The sequence below is a fragment of the Candidatus Njordibacter sp. Uisw_002 genome (genome assembly GCF_047730155.1).
Taxonomy (GTDB): Bacteria; Pseudomonadota; Gammaproteobacteria; order Pseudomonadales; family Balneatricaceae; genus Njordibacter.
Genome location: NZ_CP159832.1, coordinates 741,190 through 757,278, shown reverse-complemented (window position 1 = coordinate 757,278; position 16,089 = coordinate 741,190). Strand labels below are relative to the sequence as shown.

The 16,089-nt window shown below is 44.4% G+C and carries 13 protein-coding genes and 1 tRNA gene; 2 read left to right on the top strand and 12 right to left on the bottom strand.

The window, feature by feature from the left end; translation table 11 throughout:
- Positions 1-4 precede the first annotated feature (4 nt).
- Positions 5-1,309: a M24 family metallopeptidase gene (locus ABXT42_RS03670; protein WP_443629014.1), complete on the bottom strand. Its 1,305-nt coding sequence runs from the start codon at positions 1,307-1,309 to the stop codon at positions 5-7.
- A 433-nt stretch (positions 1,310-1,742) separates the two neighbouring features.
- On the opposite strand from ABXT42_RS03670, the gene ABXT42_RS03665 reads away from it, so the two are divergent.
- Positions 1,743-2,546, top strand: a complete 804-nt coding sequence (locus ABXT42_RS03665) for an SDR family NAD(P)-dependent oxidoreductase (protein ID WP_443629013.1) — start codon at positions 1,743-1,745, stop codon at positions 2,544-2,546.
- Positions 2,547-2,852: 306 nt separating this feature from the next.
- Here ABXT42_RS03665 and ABXT42_RS03660 read toward each other — a convergent pair.
- The 8 genes from ABXT42_RS03660 to thrS all read right to left on the bottom strand — a co-directional run bounded on the left by ABXT42_RS03660 (position 2,853) and on the right by thrS (position 10,123).
- Positions 2,853-2,929 (bottom strand) — tRNA-Pro (locus ABXT42_RS03660).
- Between the two features lie 141 nt (positions 2,930-3,070).
- The gene (gene ihfA / locus ABXT42_RS03655; protein WP_443629012.1) at positions 3,071-3,361 is read right to left on the bottom strand and encodes an integration host factor subunit alpha; all 291 of its coding nucleotides are present in this window, start codon (positions 3,359-3,361) and stop codon (positions 3,071-3,073) included.
- A gap of 82 nt (positions 3,362-3,443) precedes the next feature.
- Complete coding sequence (pheT, locus tag ABXT42_RS03650; RefSeq protein WP_443629011.1) at positions 3,444-5,816, bottom strand: phenylalanine--tRNA ligase subunit beta; 2,373 nt, start codon at positions 5,814-5,816, stop codon at positions 3,444-3,446.
- A 20-nt stretch (positions 5,817-5,836) separates the two neighbouring features.
- Positions 5,837-6,832: a phenylalanine--tRNA ligase subunit alpha gene (gene pheS / locus ABXT42_RS03645; protein WP_443629010.1), complete on the bottom strand. Its 996-nt coding sequence runs from the start codon at positions 6,830-6,832 to the stop codon at positions 5,837-5,839.
- A gap of 122 nt (positions 6,833-6,954) precedes the next feature.
- Positions 6,955-7,311: a 50S ribosomal protein L20 gene (gene rplT, locus ABXT42_RS03640; protein WP_046482145.1), complete on the bottom strand. Its 357-nt coding sequence runs from the start codon at positions 7,309-7,311 to the stop codon at positions 6,955-6,957.
- Between the two features lie 25 nt (positions 7,312-7,336).
- Positions 7,337-7,531: a 50S ribosomal protein L35 gene (rpmI, locus tag ABXT42_RS03635; protein ID WP_443629009.1), complete on the bottom strand. Its 195-nt coding sequence runs from the start codon at positions 7,529-7,531 to the stop codon at positions 7,337-7,339.
- 91 nt (positions 7,532-7,622) lie between these two features.
- A complete protein-coding gene (gene infC, locus ABXT42_RS03630; protein WP_443629436.1) occupies positions 7,623-8,084 on the bottom strand; it encodes a translation initiation factor IF-3 in 462 nt (153 codons plus the stop codon).
- Between the two features lie 119 nt (positions 8,085-8,203).
- Positions 8,204-10,123, bottom strand: a complete 1,920-nt coding sequence (gene thrS / locus ABXT42_RS03625) for a threonine--tRNA ligase (RefSeq protein ID WP_443629008.1) — start codon at positions 10,121-10,123, stop codon at positions 8,204-8,206.
- A gap of 317 nt (positions 10,124-10,440) precedes the next feature.
- Here thrS and ABXT42_RS03620 point away from each other — a divergent pair, with 317 nt between their 5' ends.
- Positions 10,441-11,577, top strand: coding sequence for an alpha-hydroxy acid oxidase (locus ABXT42_RS03620; protein WP_443629007.1), 1,137 nt, complete (start codon positions 10,441-10,443; stop codon positions 11,575-11,577).
- A 27-nt stretch (positions 11,578-11,604) separates the two neighbouring features.
- Here the strand turns inward: ABXT42_RS03620 and ABXT42_RS03615 are convergent, their stop codons facing one another.
- The 3 genes from ABXT42_RS03615 to ABXT42_RS03605 all read right to left on the bottom strand — a co-directional run bounded on the left by ABXT42_RS03615 (position 11,605) and on the right by ABXT42_RS03605 (position 16,051).
- The gene (locus tag ABXT42_RS03615) at positions 11,605-14,013 is read right to left on the bottom strand and encodes a DNA polymerase II (protein WP_443629006.1); all 2,409 of its coding nucleotides are present in this window, start codon (positions 14,011-14,013) and stop codon (positions 11,605-11,607) included.
- A 210-nt stretch (positions 14,014-14,223) separates the two neighbouring features.
- Positions 14,224-15,378, bottom strand: a complete 1,155-nt coding sequence (locus ABXT42_RS03610) for a glycine cleavage T C-terminal barrel domain-containing protein (RefSeq protein WP_443629005.1) — start codon at positions 15,376-15,378, stop codon at positions 14,224-14,226.
- Between the two features lie 184 nt (positions 15,379-15,562).
- Positions 15,563-16,051: an Lrp/AsnC family transcriptional regulator gene (locus tag ABXT42_RS03605; RefSeq protein WP_443629004.1), complete on the bottom strand. Its 489-nt coding sequence runs from the start codon at positions 16,049-16,051 to the stop codon at positions 15,563-15,565.
- Between the last annotated feature and the right edge of the window lie 38 nt (positions 16,052-16,089).

The following is a 16,089-nucleotide window of genomic DNA, read 5'->3' as shown; positions in this document are numbered from 1 at the left end:
ATTATTAATATGCATTAGCCACAAACAGCTCTTGAGCAGGGAACAACGTCAAGATCTTACAACCATCAGCAGTCACCACAACCTCTTCCTCGATACGTGCTGCACCACTGCCATCAAGCGCTGGGCAATAGGTTTCTAAGGCAAATACCATACCTTCTTGCAGCTCAAACGGCTTATCAAATGACACTAGGCGGCTAATAATTGGACGCTCATGCAATGCCATACCTAGGCCGTGACCAAACTGCAAACCAAAGGCTTCCATTTCATTGGCAAAGCCAAAATCCTCTGCCTTGGGCCAAACAGCTGCAATCTTGTCAGTGGTTAAGCCTGGTTTGACCAACGCAATCGCATCATCAATCCACTCACGTGCTTGCTTATAGGCATCCGATTGGCCTTGCGTCTTGAAGCCTACGTTTAGGGTGCGGTAATAGCAGGTGCGGTAACCCATATACGAATGAATAATATCAAAGAAAGCCTGATCTCCCGGCCGGTACATACGGTCGGTAAAGTTATGAGGGTGTGGACTACAGCGTTCACCAGATACTGCGTTGATTGCTTCAACATCGTCTGAGCCGTTGTCATACAAAAACTTATTAACTAATCCCACCATTTCGTTTTCACGCACACCAGGCTTGAGTGCTTCAGACAAGTGATGATAAGCACCGTCAACCATTGAGGCTGCAGTGTTGAGTAAGATAATTTCATCCATGCTCTTAATCATGCGAGCATCCAACATGACTTGCTGAGCATCCACCACATTTAGTCCCTCAGCTTGCAGCGCAAACATCATGGGTGGCTCTACAATGTCGACACCAATGGGCATATCAAATACGCCTTCCTTGCGACACAAATCAGCAATCTGTCGTGCTGCATTGCGGAACAAGCCAACATCTTCTGGAACAGAGCCTCGTAGGCCCAGCATGCCAGCCATAACCCGATCTTTTTCAAGCCAAGGATTGTGCAGGCGATGGTGCGCTGCTGCTGAGCCAAAGTCCCATAAGTAAGGTTCTGAGTTGCCTGTAAATAAGGTATAACGACAAATCTTATCGCGCGACCATTCACCAATAACCGTACTGGTTAAGTAACGAATGTTGTTGTTATCAAAGCACAACAAGGCACCTATGTTGGAGTTGGCCAAGGCTTGGCGTGCTCGAGCAGTTCGGTAATTGTGCAAGCGACGGAAATCAACACGCTCTTCAAAATCCACATTCATGCGCCCAGGAGCTGGGATCATTCCCGTCCAATCCCAGTGCGGATCGATATCACCCGGCATTATAATTTTAGGGTCAGTAGATGCCAATATAGTCATAATGTTACCTTATAAAATCTAGTGTTATTGTGTTGTCACTGCATTTTTAGAAGTGATGATCTCAGCTCAAATTTGTTAGTAATAATGGCCGATGCAAGTCACTTCCATAAACTTTAAACTACTAACTATATGAGTATCCGATTAGAAAAAAAATCATGCAACCGATTGCACTTATGTTGCATCATAATAAAAAGATAGTCAACATATTTAGTACCTAGATATTTTAGGAAGCATCCACTATAACCAACGAATATAACAAGTTGCAGTTTATTGGCTATATACAAGGTAGCTAGATATACTTTAACCATCTTTTTAAAACGAAATATTGACATAAAAGCACTTTCATGGTGCAATCGTTTGCACAAAAGCCAAATAAGCTTGGTGAAAATGGCTGAGCCTTAAAATATAAAACTAAACGTAAAGGAAGTGACTTATGGATACCAACCGCCTACAGGGCAAGCATGTAATGATAACGGGTGCAGCCCGCGGCATGGGCGCAGCAATTGCAGAACACTACGCAGCACAAGGAGCTAAAATCTGTGTCGCAGACGTTAATCTAGAAGGATGCCATGAGGTTGTTGCCCGCATCAAAGCGAGTGGCGGGGAAGCGATTGCCGCAAAAGTTGATGTCACCAAACGGGATCAAGTCAAAGCCGCCGTAGAAGCCACCGCTAAGGCCTTTGGCAGCATCAACGTGATGTTAAATAATGCTGGAGTCAATAAACCACTAATGTTCTTAGACATTACGGAAGAAAACTGGCAACAAATTATGGATATTAACGCCCTAGGCACCCTAATCGGTATGCAAGAAGCGGCCAAACAAATGATCAAACAAGGCAAGCAAACTGAGCCCTACAAAATCATCAACGTTGGCTCTATCCTTTCTCGCCAAGCGTTTGACGACGTCGTCCCCTATGCTTGCAGTAAACATGCTGTTTTAGCCATGATCAATGGCGGTGCCAAAGCATTAGCAGCAGAAAACATTACCGTAAACGGCTATGGCCCAGGGGTGGTACGCACCGAGCTATGGGAACAACTAGACAAGGATTTAGTGGCTATTGGAAAGTTTGAAAAGGAAGGTCAGTCGATGGACCAGTTGGCAGAAGACATGATCTTACTGAAGCGCTACTCCTACCCAGAAGATGTGGTAGGCACAGCAAGTTTCCTTGCGAGCGGCGAATCTGATTATATGACAGGTCAGTTAATTATGATTGATGGTGGCATGATAATGCAATAGCCGCACTCACTAGATGAACCACTTTGCAATGACAGTGGTTCATCTAGTTTACCGCACTTGGTTTCCGCAAAAGTCATCATTCCACGCTTCTCAATAACGCTATATACAAGACCTAGATTAGAGTGTTAGATTGCTTTGAATTATGATCCAGCGTTTGCACTGAGGTTTGACCCGCCTATTGGTCCAGCTTACTTTATGTTTGCCAACCTACCCTCTCGTTGATCTTTAGCGAGCTCAAATCGGTCTTTAATTACAACGTCTGAAGCAAAAAAAAGACATCAAATAATGTCTTTTTTTAAAAATTATTGGTCGGGACGGCAGGATTTGAACCTACGACCCCCTGCCCCCCAGGCAGGTGCGCTACCAAACTGCGCCACGCCCCGACACTACTGCTAAGCTAGTCTAGGACAAGCTCGAGCAGGGCGTATGTTACTTTAATCCCTGTCACTTTGGAAGCAACCAGGCATAGAATTAGGTAACAAAATAGAATTAAATCAAGTCATTGGTGCGTTTAATGCGTGGAGCTAGTTTTCTTTCTCAACACGGTCTTTAAGCTTCTGGCCTGGCCTAAAAGTAACCACTCGTCGGGCAGAAATAGCCACCTCTTCACCTGTTTTGGGATTACGTCCGGGTCTGGAGCGTTTATCTCTTAGGTCAAAATTGCCAAAGCCTGACAATTTCACTTGCTCATTGCTAATAAGACTAGAGGACACTTCTTCAAAAAAAGCTTCCACCATTTCTTTGGCTTCTCGCTTACTTAATTTTTGTTCAATACTTAGGCGTTCTGCCATGTCAGCTTTGGTGAGTGATCCCATAAATGAGCTTCCACTGTTATTTATTATTCTCTAGCTTACCAAGCTTAATGGCCCCGTTAGCGCTATCACTAACGGGGTATTTTTAGCCTCTTAAGCTCGCATCAAGGTGCTTAGACAGGTGTTCAACCGCCTGTTCAACCCATTGATTTACTTCATCATCAGTAAGAGTGCGCTCTGGGTGCTGCCACGTCAAGCCTAAAGCTAGACTTTTTTGACCGTTTTCAATACCTTGGCCTTGATAAACATCAAATAAACGCACGCCAGTAAGCCATTTACCAGCACTTAATTCAATGGCTTGCGTCACCTTAGCAACACTTATTTTTTCATCTACAATAATGGCTAAGTCACGGCGCATTTCAGGAAACTTAGATAACGTTTCATAAGCAGACAATACACCTTCACTAATTGAGGCAAGATCCACTTCAAACATAAACACAGGGCCTTGAAGGTCTAAGTCTTTCAATAACCCTGGGTGCATAGCTCCAATGTAACCTATGGTTTTGTCAGCAAACTTAATCGCTGCACTTTGGCCTGGGTGTAAGGCTAAGTGTTGAGCCGCTTCAAAGGAGAACGTTTGTCCACAAATTTGTAATAAAGACTCCAAATCGCCTTTGGCATCAAAATAATCTACTGCCTCAGACTTACCATGCCAGCTTTCAGGATGCTTTGAACCATATAGCAGACCCGCAAACACGTCTTGTTGCTGCAAGCCTTGATCACTAGGGATAAACCGCTGCCCTGTCTCAAACAAGCGTACGCGTGATTGTTGACGATTTTGGTTATGCTGCAAAGCCTTCACCAAACCTGGCCATAGGCTTGTGCGCATCACGGCCATATCTGCAGAAATGGGGTTTATAAGCTTTACAGGTTTGTTTTGATCGTCAAACTTAGCCAATAAACCTGGCTCTACCATGCTATAGGTAATCGCCTCTTGATAACCACGGCTCACCATATGGCGACGTAACACAGTTAAAGGGCGCTCTATTTCGGGCTTAGCAGGTATTTCCATACTCGCTACAGGGTTAGTGCTAGGTAGATTGTTATAGCCGTATACTCGTGCCACTTCTTCTACAAGGTCTGCTTCTATAGCGACATCAAAGCGCCATGAAGGCGCGGTAAAGGTCCAACTCTTGTCATCAGATGACACTAAACAAAGGCCTAAACGGGTGAGAATATCCAGCACTTTTTCATCAGCAATCTTATACGCTAACAAAGATTCTAACCTAGCTTTACGCAAAACAACCTGCGTTAGGCTGGGTAAATGCTCTGTGGACACTTGTTCAACGATTGGGCCTGCTTCGCCTCCCACAATGCTTTGTAACAACAATGTGGCGCGATCCATCGCTTTACGCTGTAGGTCATAATCTACACCTCGCTCAAAACGATGGGATGCATCGGTATGCAAGCCATAGCTTCGCGCTTTGCCAGCAATGCTGATAGGGTTGAAAAAAGCAGCTTCTAAGAATACATTGTGAGTGCCTTCACCTACTCCAGTGTCAGCACCACCCATGATGCCCGCCATGCCTAATACACCTTCGTTATCAGCAATCACCAAGGTTTCATCAGTGAGCTCAACTTTTTGGCCGTCAAGCAAGGTTAGGCTTTCACCTTGGTTTGCCATACGCACGATAATGGAGCCATTCACCTTATCCAAATCATATGCGTGCATGGGCTGACCCATTTCAAGCAAAATGTAGTTGGTCACATCTACCACAGGGTCAATACTTCGCACATCACAACGGCTTAGCTTTTCTTGCAGCCACAGTGGAGACGTTTTAGTAATATCGATGTTGTTTAACACACGACCCAAAAAGCGCGGGCAATGCTCAGGGGCGTTTACCCTTACTGAAAATACATCTTCTATTTGTGGTGCTTGTTCAGTGTATTCAGGGCAAGTGACATCAAGCGAGTTAAGCACGCCTACTTCACGGGCAAGGCCTGCAATACTTAGGCAGTCACCACGGTTAGGCGTTAAGTCCACATCAATAATTTTGTCGTCAAGGTTCAGGTAAGCGCGAATATCAGCACCTACTGGAGCATCTAGAGCAAGTTCCATAATGCCATCATTTTCTTCACCGATTTCAAGCTCAGAAGCCGAACACAGCATGCCAAAAGATTCTTCTTGGCGAATTTTGGCCTTTTTAATTTTGAAGTTACCTGGCAGTACAGCACCCACCGTAGCAAAGGCCACTTTAATGCCTACACGCGCATTAGGTGCACCACATACGACCTGAGTTTCAGTAGCACCATCACTAACCTGACAGACTTTTAGCTTATCTGCGTTTGGATGCTGGCTAGCACTTACAATTTCACCTACGATGACGCCACTAAACTCGCCTGCGGCAGAGCATACATCGTCAACTTCTAGCCCAGCTAAAGTAATCTGAGCTACTAATTCATCACTGCTTATTGCTGGGTTAACCCACTCGCGCAGCCACTGTTCACTAAATTTCATGTCTATCTCTGCCTCGAGGGTTAACTAAATTGGGCCAAAAAGCGCAGGTCATTTTCAAAGAACATCCGCAAGTCTTTCACGCCATAGCGCAACATAGCCAAACGCTCCACACCCATACCAAAGGCAAAGCCTGTGTATTTTTCAGTGTCGATACCTGAGTGCTCGAATACTTTGGGGTGAACCATGCCACAGCCCAGTACTTCCAGCCACTTTTGTTCGCCGTCTTTACCTAAGTACCCAATATCTACTTCAATTGAAGGCTCGGTAAAAGGAAAGTATGAAGGCCGAAAGCGCACTTGAAGATCGCGCTCAAAAAATACGTTCAAAAAGTTATGCAAGATCCCTTTTAGGTCTGCAAAACTAATATTGTCATCAACCAACAACCCTTCTATCTGGTGAAACATGGGAGAATGGGTTTGGTCAGAGTCACAGCGATATACACGGCCTGGGCAAATAATGCGGATAGGCGGTTGCTGGGTTTCCATAGTTCTTACTTGTACGCCTGATGTATGCGTGCGTAGTAACGTGCCATCACCAAAATAAAACGTGTCATGCATTGCACGCGCTGGGTGATGGGCAGGGATATTTAGGGCTTCAAAATTGTGATAGTCATCTTCTATTTCTGGGCCTTGGGCAACAGAAAAACCAATTTGAGCAAAAAAGTTTTCAATACGTTCGATGGTCATAGTGACAGGATGTAAGCCACCAAGGTCTTGGCCACGGCCAGGTAATGTCACATCAATGCTTTCTACTGCAAGCTGTGCGCTTAGGGCTTCAGCTGCCATCATAGTGCGCTTAACAGTAATTGCGTCTTGCACCTGCTGTTTGGCTTCATTGATTTTTGCGCCTGCTGCAGGGCGCTCATCAGCTGACAATTTACCAAGGTTTTTGAGCTGTTGTGTTAGCTCGCCTTTTTTACCTAAGTACTGAACCCGAACTTGGTCAAGGGCGGTTTCGTCTGCCGCTTGAGCCACGGCAGTTAAGCCATCGGTGACCAGTTGCTTGAGGTGTTGCATATTATTCTCCATCTAAAACAAGACAGGGGAAGAGTTTGCACTCTTCCCCTGTTTCTAATCCTCCTAAGAGGATACGAAGGTAGTTTAATCTATACTAACCAAAGTTAGTTAGATCAACCAGCTTAAGCGAGTGCCGCTTTAGCCTTCTCTACGATCGCTGTGAATACCGCTTTGTCGTGAATGGCTAAATCAGCCAACACTTTACGGTCGATCTCGATTGAAGATTTCTTCAAACCAGAAATCAAACGGCTGTAAGACAACCCATTCATACGCGCACCGGCGTTAATACGGGCAATCCATAGAGCACGGAACTGACGCTTACGTTGACGACGGTCGCGGTAGGCATATTGGCCAGCTTTGATTACGGCTTGCTTAGCAACTCGGAATACACGGCTACGAGCACCGTAATAGCCTTTAGCCAGCTTGAGGATCTTCTTATGACGACGGTGTGCTTGGACACCACGTTTTACGCGAGACATTATACTTCTCCTTACCAGTGACTAATTAGATATACGGCAACATGCGCTTTACTAATGGCTTATCTGCAGAACTAATCTGCAAAGTGCCACGTAAATGACGCTTACGCTTGGTACTCTTTTTGGTCAAAATATGACTGGTGAAGGACTGACGGTGTTTAAAGCCGTTAGCAGTTTTCTTGAATCGTTTTGCAGCGCCGCTGCAAGATTTCATCTTAGGCATTACATTTACTCCACGCATTCGTTGATTGTTAATGAAGACGCACTTAAGAACCTAAACTCTTAGATGGTCTCCCGATTGCAGCTTTTAACGGCTACTTTCTTTTCTTTGGTGCCAAAACCATAGTCAATTGACGGCCTTCCATCTTCGGATACTGCTCTACTCCAGCGTATTCAGCCAAATCGACCTCTACACGCTTGAGTAAATCCATACCCAATTCTTGGTGTGCCATCTCACGACCACGGTAACGCAAGGTTACTTTAGTCTTGTCACCATTCTCTAGGAAACGGATCAGGTTGCGTAGTTTTACCTGATAATCTCCTACATCAGTCCCTGGACGGAACTTGATTTCTTTCACTTGCGTCTGCTTTTGCTTCTTTTTAGCAGCCGCTTTTTGTTTTTTCACTTCAAACACTTGTTTGCCGTAATCCATGATCTTACAGACCACAGGCTCAGCATCGGCTGCAATCTGCACTAGATCAAGCTTGGCGGCTTCTGCCATTACCAATGCTTCAGCTACAGTTACAATGCCAACTTGTTCGCCGTCAGCACCGATAAGGCGACATTCAGTCGCTTCAATATGTTCGTTAATTGTTGGGCGTTTTGACTTGCCCTTAGTGTTATATTCCCGTTTAATTTCGGTATCTCCGTTAATTCGTAATTTAAAGCGTATATTTACGCTTCAGTGCGCCCTAGCTTTGCAATGTCTGCATTAAGCAGATCCGCAAATGACTCTAGGCTCATATTACCCAAATCTTCACCCGTACGAGTTCGCACAGTGACAGATTGAGTTTCAACTTCCTTATCTCCTATTACTAGAAGATAAGGAACCTTAAGAATTGTATGCTCGCGGATTTTAAAGCCTACCTTTTCGTTTCTCAAGTCCGCAGAGGCCCTAAAGCCCATTTTTGTTAAGTTTTCTTCAACTTCTTTGCAAAAAGGTGCCTGTTTGTCGGTAATATTCAAAATTGATACTTGTTTTGGTGCCAACCAAGGTGGCATGGCTCCAGCAAAGTTTTCAATCAAAATACCCAAGAAACGTTCAAATGAACCCAAAGTTGCCCGATGTAACATCACTGGCACTTCACGATCACCTGCTTCATTTACAAACTGCGCATCCAATCGACCAGGCATAGAGAAGTCGACTTGAATGGTGCCACACTGCCAAACTCGGCCAAGACAATCTTTCAAAGAAAATTCAATCTTGGGGCCATAAAAAGCGCCTTCACCAGGCAAAATATCAAATGGCAATTGCTTAGCGTTTAGGGCTTCTTCTAAAGCAGCCTCTGCACGATCCCAAACATCATCAGCACCTACACGCTGCTCTGGGCGAGTAGAGAGCTTTAAAATAATATCGTCAAAGCCAAAATCTTTATATACGTCGTACAAAAAGTCGATAAAACGAGCCACTTCATCTTGCATCTGATCTTCAGAGCAAAAAATATGGCCATCATCTTGGGTAAATGCTCGCACACGCATAATGCCGTGCAAAGTACCTGAAGGCTCATTACGATGACAAGAGCCAAACTCAGCCATACGAATCGGTAATTCTTTGTAGCTCTTCAAACCTTGATTAAAAATTTGAATATGACATGGGCAGTTCATGGGCTTAACCGCATAGTCACGACTTTCAGATGACGTAGTAAACATCATGTCAGAAAACTTATCCCAATGGCCAGAGCGCTCCCACAAACTACGATCAACCACTTGAGGTGTTTTCACCTCTTGATAACCGCCTTCAATCTGACGCTCGCGCATGTAACGCTCAACCACCTGATAGATCGTCCAGCCATTTGGATGCCAAAACACCATACCTGGAGCTTCTTCTTGGGTATGGAACAAATCTAGTTTCTTGCCTAGCTTACGGTGATCTCGTTTTTCTGCCTCTTCTAGACGGAACAAGTATGCCTTAAGGTCTTTCTTATCAGCCCAAGCAGTGCCATAAACACGGGTAAGCATGGCATTGTTAGAGTCGCCACGCCAATAGGCACCTGCAACCTTCATCAGCTTAAACGACTTGATGTGTCCAGTAGAAGGCACATGCGGGCCTCTACACAAGTCGGTAAAGCCACCTTGGCTGTAAAAAGACAGATCTTCTTCGCCAGGAATACTATCGATAATTTCTACCTTATAGTCTTCCCCAAGGTCTTTAAAAAACGCTACAGCATCTGGGCGGCTCATGATGCGACGCTCAACTTTAAGGTTTTCCTTAGTCAGGGCCTTCATGCGAGCTTCAATCTTAATCAAATCTTCTGGGGTAAATGGACGTTCATAGGCAAAGTCGTAGAAAAAACCATCTTCGATCACAGGGCCAATAGTCACCTGAGCACCAGGGAATTCGTCTTGTACAGCTTGCGCCATCATGTGAGCACAAGAATGACGAATAACTTCTAGACCTTCTTGGTCTTTGGCTGTAACAATAGCAAGGGCTGTATCTTCATTGATAACGTAGCTAGTATCTACTAATTCGCCAGCTACTTTGCCAGCTACTGCTGCTTTAGCAAGGCCTGGGCCAATGTCAAAAGCAACATCATAAATCGATACAGGCGCGTCAAAAGCACGCTGGCTGCCATCGGGAAGAGTAATTACAGGCATTGAGTTTCCTTGCTCAGTGGTGGCTCCTACCAAAAGCCACTTGGTGTATACGCTGCTGCATTGTCAAAAGAAAACCACAGCAGCGCAAAAAATAAGGCGCTCATTTTACCCTCATTAGGCCTTAAGAACAAGCTTTAAGGCCCATTGAGACAATCCGTCACAAGCCCAAAAAAGCTCAGTAAAACAGCCACTTTAAACATAAGACTTATAGACACTAGAGCCCAAACGCCACCAAGGGCATAATGGCGGTTATCTAGTGCAACTTTACAAGGCTTATTAGCCAGAATGAAGTTAAAATAACCCTGCGAGAAATAAACATGGACTCACGTTTCCCCTCAATCGAAATGCTCGCAGCACGCGCCAAAAAACGCATGCCAGGTTTTGCCTATGACTACCTTACTGGAGGGTGCTTCTCTGACACTAATTTAGCCCGCAACACACAAGACATTCAAAATGTTGCGCTTAAGCCACACTACCTGCGTGATTTTAATGGCGCTTCACAAAAAACCACCTTGTTTGGCAAAACCTACGACTCACCTTTTGGTATCGCTCCTGTGGGCCTGCAGGGCCTCATGTGGCCAAAATCTTGTGAAATTTTAGCGGCGGCAGCCAAGCTGCACAACGTGCCTTTTTGCCTTAGCACTGTAGGCACAGCAAGCATTGAAACTATTGCCAAGATTACTGAAGGTGATTTTTGGTTTCAGCTTTATCATCCCACAGACAATAAACTGCGAGACAAACTGATCCAGCGTGCAGACCAAGCAGGCTGCAATACATTAGTGCTATTGGCTGACACGCCTACCTTTGCCTACCGCCCTAAAGAAATTCGAAATGGTTTGTCTATTCCACCCAAAATGACCTTGTCTAACCTTTTACAAATGACGACCCATCCTAGATGGTCTATAGCCCAGCTACTTGCAGGCTCGCCCGAATTTAAAACCATGAAAACCTATATTCCTCATGGTCTGAATATGCAGCACTTGGGCTTATTTATGAATGAAACTTTTTCTGGACGCTTAAGCTTAGACAAAATAAAGGCCATTAGAGACCAATGGAAAGGCAATTTAGTGATTAAGGGAATCGTGAACCCAGCAGACGCAGAAATAGCTATTAAGCTTGGCGTAGATGGCTTAATCGTTTCCAACCACGGGGGCAGGCAATTAGATGCAGGCGAGTCCAGCATTACATCCCTGTCAAAACTTGCCCAACAATACAGCGACAGCGTCACCTTGATGATGGACGGCGGCATAAGATCAGGCGCAGATGTAGCCTCTAGCTTGGCTTCAGGGGCCAAATTCACTTTTCTAGGCAGAGCTCCCATGTTTGGCGCCTGCGCCATGGGAGACCAAGGAGGCAATCAAGTGTTAGAGATTTTTAAACGCCAACTTCAACAAGTCATGGAGCAAATAGGCTGTGAAAGAATTGACGACCTGCCCAAGCATTTGATCAATTAGACTCAACTAAAAAAATTTAAGCACTCATTAAAACAAACCCAACTGTTGCTCAGTAATATTAGCAAAACTGTCATTGAGAAACGGCAAAATTCCATCAACCACCGGCTCTATTTGGCGATCAATATAGTGCTGATAGTCGTAGTTTTTAGGGGACATTTCTAACGGTTCAGGGCCTGTAAGGGTAATCACGTATTCTATCCAACCCCCGCTGGCATAGGCTGATGGAAAATTATTTTGGGTGCGCCAAGCTTCAGCTTTGCGAGCTGCTTGTACATGAGGTGGCACATTTTTTTGATATTCGGCTAGGGGCCTACGCAAGCGTTTTCTGTAAACCAGCTTGCTGTCTAACTCACCAGACCTTACTTGCTTGATCAAAGGCTTAATAAGATCCAAATAGGGCTCATCATTAAATATTCTTTGGTAAAGCTTAGCTTGCAGCTCTTTGGCTAGTTTGGTCCAATCTGTGCGCACTTGCTCTAAGCCTTTAAAGAGCATTTTAGAGGTACCGTCAGGCGCCACTGTCACTCCTGCATAACGTTTTTTACTACCCGTTTCTTGGCCTCTAATCGTGGGCATTACAAAGCGACTAAAATAGGTTTCAAACTCAATCTCTAAATAACTTTGCAGATTAAATTCTATTTGTAGATGCTCACTCCACCACTCATTCAGCATCTTTGCTAATGCATTCCCACGCTCTTGCACCTGTTCTAGATCGATAGTTTCATCACCTAGCCATACAAACACAGAGTCTGTATCACCATAAATCACCTGCATACCTTGTTGCTGTATGAGGTCTTTGGTTTGGTTCAAAATGGCATGGCCGCGCAGGGTGATAGAGCTAGCTAAACGCTGGTCATAAAAGCGGCAGACACTAGAGCCTAAGACGCCGTAACACGCATTCATCACAATTTTTATAGACGTTGATAAAGGCGTATTTTTTTGAGCTTTTGCCACATCTCTAGCCGCCCAAAGCTCTGCAATAATGTCCGGTAAAATACTTTGATTGCGGCTAAACTGGGCGCCTTTATATCCCTGTATAGAGTCACTTATATATCCTGCTACATCAGCATTTAACGCCTCATCTTGTATGCCTTGGATTAGCCCTAAAGGATCTATTTTGAAACTGCGTATAATGCTTGGGTAGAGGCTTTTGAAATCTAATACCAGCACATTACGATAAAGCCCAGGTTTTGAATCCATCACAAAGCCACCAGGGCTATCACCTGCCTGACCCGAGGCAAATGCCGGCGCCACATAGCCTTGCCTGTGCAAGCGAGGTAAATATAAGTGGTCGAAAGCTTGAGAAGAGCCGCCCAGTCGATCCATGGACAAACCCGTCAACCTTGCACGCTCAATGAGAAAAGCCATCAAATCAGCTTTAATAAAGATGTCCCATACCAAGCGGCAATCTTCTAAGTTATAGCTTACCAATGAGCTTGGATCTTCCCGATACATGCGTTGGATTTCTTCGCCGCGATCTTGAGGTTTAGTAATAGCCTTGCCACGACCCAGCAGTTGCCTTGCCACATTTTCTAATGAGAAAGATTCAAATTGCCATGTGGCGGAGCGCATCACTTCAATACCATCTAATGCCACACGACCTGGTATATAAAGCTTTGCGGGACGATTGCCCTGTCCTGCTCGCCAGCGTATTTCCTCACCACCTCGGCCCAACCGCAAACGCACACCCAGCACTCTGGCACGAGCACATAAAATTTGAAAATCAAATTGCACTAAAGCCCAACCAATAATCGCATCTGGATTGTAGTCTTGTAGCCATTGGCTAAATTGCTTTAACAGCTGCCTTTCGTTGGCACATACTCGGGTGTACTGGGGCAAATCTTTAATGTTTTCCTTAGGCATACTAGCAGGCCAATGCAGCCATACTACAGGCACTTCTGTCTGACCATGCATGCCATAAACTGCAATACTATGAATAGTTTTGCCATCCATAGTGGTTTCAATATCTAACGAGACTGTCTTTATAGCCGGAATATAGTCACAGCTTTTTACTCTCACATCTTCTAAAACACCATGAGTAGGAGGCACATCCACCACCAAACCCGCACTAATAAAACGCTCCATTAAGTAGCGCTCTTGTGGCTGAACATCCTGTTCCATTAAGCTAATATTCGCATCAACCAACACCCCACATACATGTAAAAAAACTTTATGATTAAGCATATAAAGCGCCACAGCTGGCTCGTTTTGGAAGGTTTTGAGGGGTAAAGATTGAAAGCGCCAAATAGCAGGGTCTAGCCCCATTTTTTCAACTAGGCTTTGGGCTTGATGCTGCTGAGATTTTGGCAAAAAGCACACAACCTCTTGCTGCTTTTGACGCAGACAAACAGGGCCATCATCAGTGGCTAACCAATAGGTTAGCTGGATACCCTTTGGTGTATCGTGGCTGTGGCGAGATAGTACAAACCCTTTCATTGTCGTTGTGCCTATCTAGTTTATGCCAGGGTGAAAAGGCAAACCATTAGGTGACAGCGTGCCCTTTAGAGGTGTTAGTATTGGTTAATAATTACATTCCCATGATAACAGAAGTGTTCAGACCTAGTGCAATAAATGACCCCCGTTGAACACCCCGTTTTAAACCCGCCTACCCTAGAATAGTATAAATATCCCAATGATGTGAGCGTGTTAGCTGGCGGCTAATTTCTTTTTAGGATCAAAAAATGGCTTCTCCACTACAGTGGCCAAGGCCTTACCATCAGGCTTGATCACTACAAGCTCCATCCCTATATCCGCTAAATGAGCAGCACGATGTACATCCACCATAGCCAACGCTATGTTTTTTTGAAGCCGAGGTGAATACACTGCAGAGGTTACTTTGCCTACCAACTCACCGTCCTTCTCCAAATCCCAAAAGCGAGTATTAGAGCCTTCCATAGCCTCGCCACTAATAACCAACCCCACCTGCTTACGCTGAACACCATCATGGCGAATTTTTTGCAATGCAGCCTTGCCTATAAAATCAAAGTTTTCATCAATGTCGATTAAGCGATCCAAACCTAATTCATAAGGATTAGTATGAATATCCATATCTGCATGATAAGACAGCATGCCCGCTTCTATGCGTCGAATAGTAGAGGTGTGGCCAGGCTTAATGCCAAAAGGTTTGCCCGCTGCCATTATCTTTTCCCATAGCAAATCACCTTTAGAGCCATCGCGTAAATATAGCTCGTAACCCAATTCGCTAGACCAGCCTGTTCGAGAAACAATTAAAGGGATGCCATCTAAGTTATATTCGCGCAGCCAGTAATATTTTAGATCCACAATATCATCACCAAACAGCGCCTTCATCACCTCACCAGACTTAGGGCCTTGAAGCTGCAACGGAGACACATCTGGCTCACCTATATGCACATCCAAGCCAGAGTTCACCGCCACACCTTGTGCCCAAAATAAGATATCGCTATCTGCTAGGGAGATCCAAAAGTGATTTTGGGCCAAGCGAAGCATAATAGGATCATTTAAAACACCACCAGCGGCATTGGTTAACAATACATACTTACATTGCCCTACCGCACATTTTGATAAGTCTCGTGAAATAAGTCTTTGTACAAATTTCGCTGCATCTGGGCCTGTAATTTCTACCTGGCGCTCTACTGCAACATCACACAAAATGACGTCATTGACTAAATTCCAAAAGTTTTGCTGGGGATTACCAAAGTCTCTAGGGATATACATGTGGTTATACACAGAAAAATCTGTAGCTCCCCAACGTATGGTTGCATCAAAATAAGGTGATTTACGGATTTGTGTGCCAAAGCCAAATTCTTTAGGTGCGCTCATTAGATAGTCCATTTTTAGTTAATAAATCGCATAATTAGCCAAGGCCTATTACGAAATTGATAACCGAACTATAGGTGAAACACACATTAAAAATGGACTAAATTAGCCTGTGTAAAAGACTAATTAGGCTCTTATTAATAGCAATTAAAAACCATTAAAAAGCCTAAAAATCTTTAGCTGCCAACTAAAGATTAGGCGATAGAAGTGCAGTGAGGTTAGGAGGTGTCTTTTTAACTCGCTTGGTGACAATGTAAATAAAGTAACGGTCGATGCCAATATCTTCACTAAGCAGCTGTTCCACCAAAGTTTGAAAACTGGAAAGATTTCTACTCATGAAGGTCATCACATAATCGCAGCCGCCGCCTGTGGCATAGCATTCAATAATTTCCTCCACTTGATTAATGTAAGATTCAAAGCGTTCGAAGTCAGATTTTTTATGAGTTTTTAATGAAACTGTAACAATGACTTGGGTTAAATCCAGCAAGTGATCAAGATCTATTTCAGCTCGATAGGCCTTAATAATGCCCATTTTTTTAAGCTTATCTAGCCTCACCCGACAAGGTGTAGGAGACAAATTAACCAGCTCTGCCAGTTTAAATTTGCTTATTTTTCCATGAGTTTGCACCGCACATAAAATACGCAGATCAATCGCATCTAAGGCAAGTTTTTTCATGTTTGATTCTCTTAATAAACCACCCAGCCCAACTGAAC